1 protein-coding gene is annotated in these 3654 nt (G+C 43.8%); it reads right to left on the bottom strand.

The annotated features are described in order from the left end of the window. Nucleotides 1-7: 7 nt before the first annotated feature. Nucleotides 8-2890 carry an HYR domain-containing protein gene (locus IPH84_18240; GenBank protein ID MBK7175107.1) on the bottom strand — a complete coding sequence of 961 codons (2883 nt, stop codon included), beginning with the start codon at nucleotides 2888-2890 and terminating at the stop codon, nucleotides 8-10. Between the last annotated feature and the right edge of the window lie 764 nt (nucleotides 2891-3654).

Below are 3654 nucleotides of genomic sequence, written 5' to 3'. Positions count from 1 at the left end.
TACTACATTATTCAATCCCTTTATTGGAGCAATTGAAAGAAGTTTTACTAAGGGTAATAATCAGGCTTCCCTGTGCAGTACAATTATCAGTGGAACCATTATTCACATCACTTACAGCCAGAGTGGCAATACCGGAACCATTAAGATAAATAGTGGCTGGTTTGCAATTTGCAACGGGAGGTTCACTTTCAGTTACTGTTACTGTAAAACTGCATGGATTACTTGTATTATTGGATGCATCCTTCACTGTATAGGTTACAATGGTGTTTCCTATCGGGAAGGTTGAGCCGGGTGTATGTGATTTTGTCCATACCAGACTTCCGGAAGCAGTGCAGTTGTCGGTAGCTGTCGGTTCAGTCCATGTAGCTGTACCGGTGCACAATCCGGCGGTATTCGCAACAGTCATATTTGTAGGACAACCACTGATGATTGGCTTCTGATTATCAACTACTGTTACATTAAAACTGCATACATTGCTGATGTTTCCTGCAGCATCGGCTGCTGTATATGTAACGGTGGTAGTACCAGCAGTGAATAGAGTACCAGGGGTATGTGATTTTGTCCAGACAAGATTTCCTGAAGATGTACAGTTGTCAGTTGCGCTGGGTTCAGTCCAGGAAACAATGGCTGTACAAATACCGGGGTCACTCGATTTGGTAATATTCGAAGGACATCCGCTAATTACAGGAGACTGTGTATCAGTCACCGTAACAGTGAAACTGCAAGATACGCTCGAATTGTTTGAGGCATCTCTTGCTGTATAGGTCACTGTTGTGGTACCTACCGGGAATGATGAACCAGGAGTATGCGACTTTGTCCAGACCAGATTGCCTGATGAAGTGCAATTATCCGTTGCAGTGGGTTCGGTCCAGGTAACAACAGCATTGCACTGATTCAGGTCATTCGATTGACTGATGTTTGAAGGACAGTTCGAAATAACCGGAGCTTCTGTATCAGTAACTGTAACAGTGAAACTGCAGGTGGCTTCATTGCCTGAAGCATCAGTTACCCTGAAGGTGTTTGTTGTAACACCGGCAGGGAATGATGAACCAGATGCCAAACCTGCTGTCTGAACAGTAACCGCACCGGCACAAACATCTGTTCCAACAGGTGCCGTATAAGTCACAGTTGCAGTACATCCACCGGCTTCGGCTGAAGTTGTAATATCAGCCGGACAAGTGATTTCCGGTAACACATTATCCAGCACTGTTACAGTGAAACTGCAGGAACTTGAATTTCCTGCAGCATCAGTGGTAACAAAAGTGTTGGTAGTAACTCCGACCGGGAAGGTAGCACCGGAAGCAAGACCTGCTGTCCGGACAGTATTAGCTCCCCCGCAATTATCTGTTCCAACAGGTGCTGTATAAGTCACTACCGCACCACAAACCCCGACATCCACATTTTGGCTGATGTTAGCCGGGCAGCTCAGGCTGGGTAACTCGGTGTCCTGAACCGTCACAGTGAAAGTGCAGGTGTTGGAATTTCCCGAAGCATCGGTAGCTGTCAGGGTGATCAGTTGAGTAGATCCATCCCCGCCGGCCAAAACTGTTCCGGCAACTGGCGATTGAGTTATACCAACTGCTCCGGCACCACAATTGTCAGTTGTTGTGACACTAAGCAGGGTGATATAGTTTGGAAGGACTGCTGTGCAAACACCTGCTCCCATGTTGAGATCGCGGTTGGCAGGACAATTTGTGAATTGAGGATTTTGATTGTCAACTACCGTAATGGTGAAAGTCCAGGTATTGGTATTGCCATTAATGTCGGTGGCAGTCCACAAAATTATGTTGGCACCTTTCGAAAGCTGCACTCCGGCCATGGTATTGTTTCCGGAAGCAGTTGTTGCCCCTGAAACAGAATATGTGGTCGATAATACTCCGCAGTTATCAGTAACTGAGGTTGGATTGAATTCGGTGCCGGATACTGTATAGTAGCATTGGCCGGCATCAGTATTTTTATTTCCGGAAACGGCTGTTCCGGTAATTGCAGGATTTTCAACATCCTGAACAGTAATTGTAAATGAGCAGGAATTGGAATTACTGCTAGCGTCGGTTGCAGTAATGGTTACCAATTGTGTTGATCCGTCGCCACCGGCCAGGACAGTACCAGGGGCAGGATTCTGTGTAAGCGTTATTGAGCCATTGGCGGTACAGTTATCACTAACTGTTACCCCTGACCTGTAATCAGGAAGGGTGGCACTGCAACTTCCTGCATTGGTATTCAGATTTTGACTAGCCGGGCAGCTGATTGTTGGGGCAACATTGTCAATACCTACAGTCAGCGCCTGACTGATAGTGCAACTGTGAACACTGATTGCTCTTACAGTATAACTCGTTGCAGATGCAATCGAGGTTGTGTAGGGCAAGTTTGATATCTTCACAGTGTTAGCCTGGTTCCACAATTCATAAGTGCTTCCGTTAGTTGCGGAAGCAGAAATTGTGAAATTGACCCCGGGGCAGACCGGAGAAACCGGGTTAACTGTAATACTCAGATTTGTTGGCAGTGGATTCACCGTTATTGTGACGGAACCACTTAAGTCATCCAGGTATTGCACAGGACTACTTCCAAAGGCAATACTCACCAGGGTATAAGTAGTGGTTATTGTCGGTGAAACAGTAATTAACTGTTCATCATCGTAAGGAGTCACAGTAAACTGATTGGTACCATCGGTATAAATCAGCGTAAAGGGATAAAGCCCTCCATCGATGGTTACGGCCATCGTTGTGCTTGCTCCTTCACAAATTGTTGTGGGTCCTACACTGTGGAGAACAGCCTGTGCCCTGGCTTCCTGTAAGCCTGATGCAAAAAGGATGACTCCCATAAAAAATAATACAGGCAGTGCCTTGCCTGTACGAATTTCCTGTCCTGACTGGGTAAAGATGTTTCTCATGACGCTAGTATTATGGCTTACGCAAAAAAATTCAATGAGTGTGCTTGGCTCAATAGCTTGGCTTAAGCCTGGCTATTTAATGATATCAGCAGCTTATCGGAAGTAGGTAAGAGTAAGGGAAAGTGGTAATTAGAAGGGAATAGGGAAGAGCTGAAAGTGCTATAGCTATGAAGAGTATATCGAGTATTCTTAGGTGTTAAAGCCAGGCAGAATGAGGGTTTCAAACTCCGGCTCTTATCATTCAGTTGATCTTTTTCTGTCTGTTTATTAAAAGGCTTCTGTAATGCTTTGTCCTGTTCTCCTGATAACGAAAAGACTTCCGCGGAGTACAGAAGTATGATAAAAGCATAGATCCCAATTGCTTGGGTCAGTGTTTTATGGTGTTTTTTTATTTGTTGGTAGTTGTTTAGTCTATTGTGTAATGTATTAGTTATGTGTTGGTTAGATTTTAGTTGAAACATGACAGAGAGTATATATTGTAGATTTACAGCTGATTGTCTTCAGGGATTTTTTTATGCAAAACAAGCATACAACTGGTATTATGCCTGGAAGAGGTCTTCCTAGCAACCATATAATTGAGTAAGAAATTTACTTTTTGCATCTTAATGTTTTTCTCTATTCTTTTATTGATGTGAATAGAAAAAGTAATAGGGTTGTCCCAAAAAAAAGCATAATTTCAAATTGGAAAACTTATGTTTCCTATCACCAAATTCTTTAGAAGCCTAAAGATCAGTTGCTTGAACACTTTAGTGATTTAATCTTTT

Source organism: Bacteroidales bacterium, from assembly GCA_016707785.1.
GTDB lineage: Bacteria > Bacteroidota > Bacteroidia > Bacteroidales > UBA4417 > UBA4417.
The sequence above is the reverse complement of the archived record's forward strand: the minus strand, read 5'-3'. Positions and strand labels throughout refer to the sequence as shown.

Excerpts from the sequence above, each read along its gene's own strand:
- IPH84_18240 (MBK7175107.1), bottom strand. The coding sequence starts at position 2,890 with ATGAGAAACATCTTTACCCAGTCAGGACAGGAAATTCGTACAGGCAAG.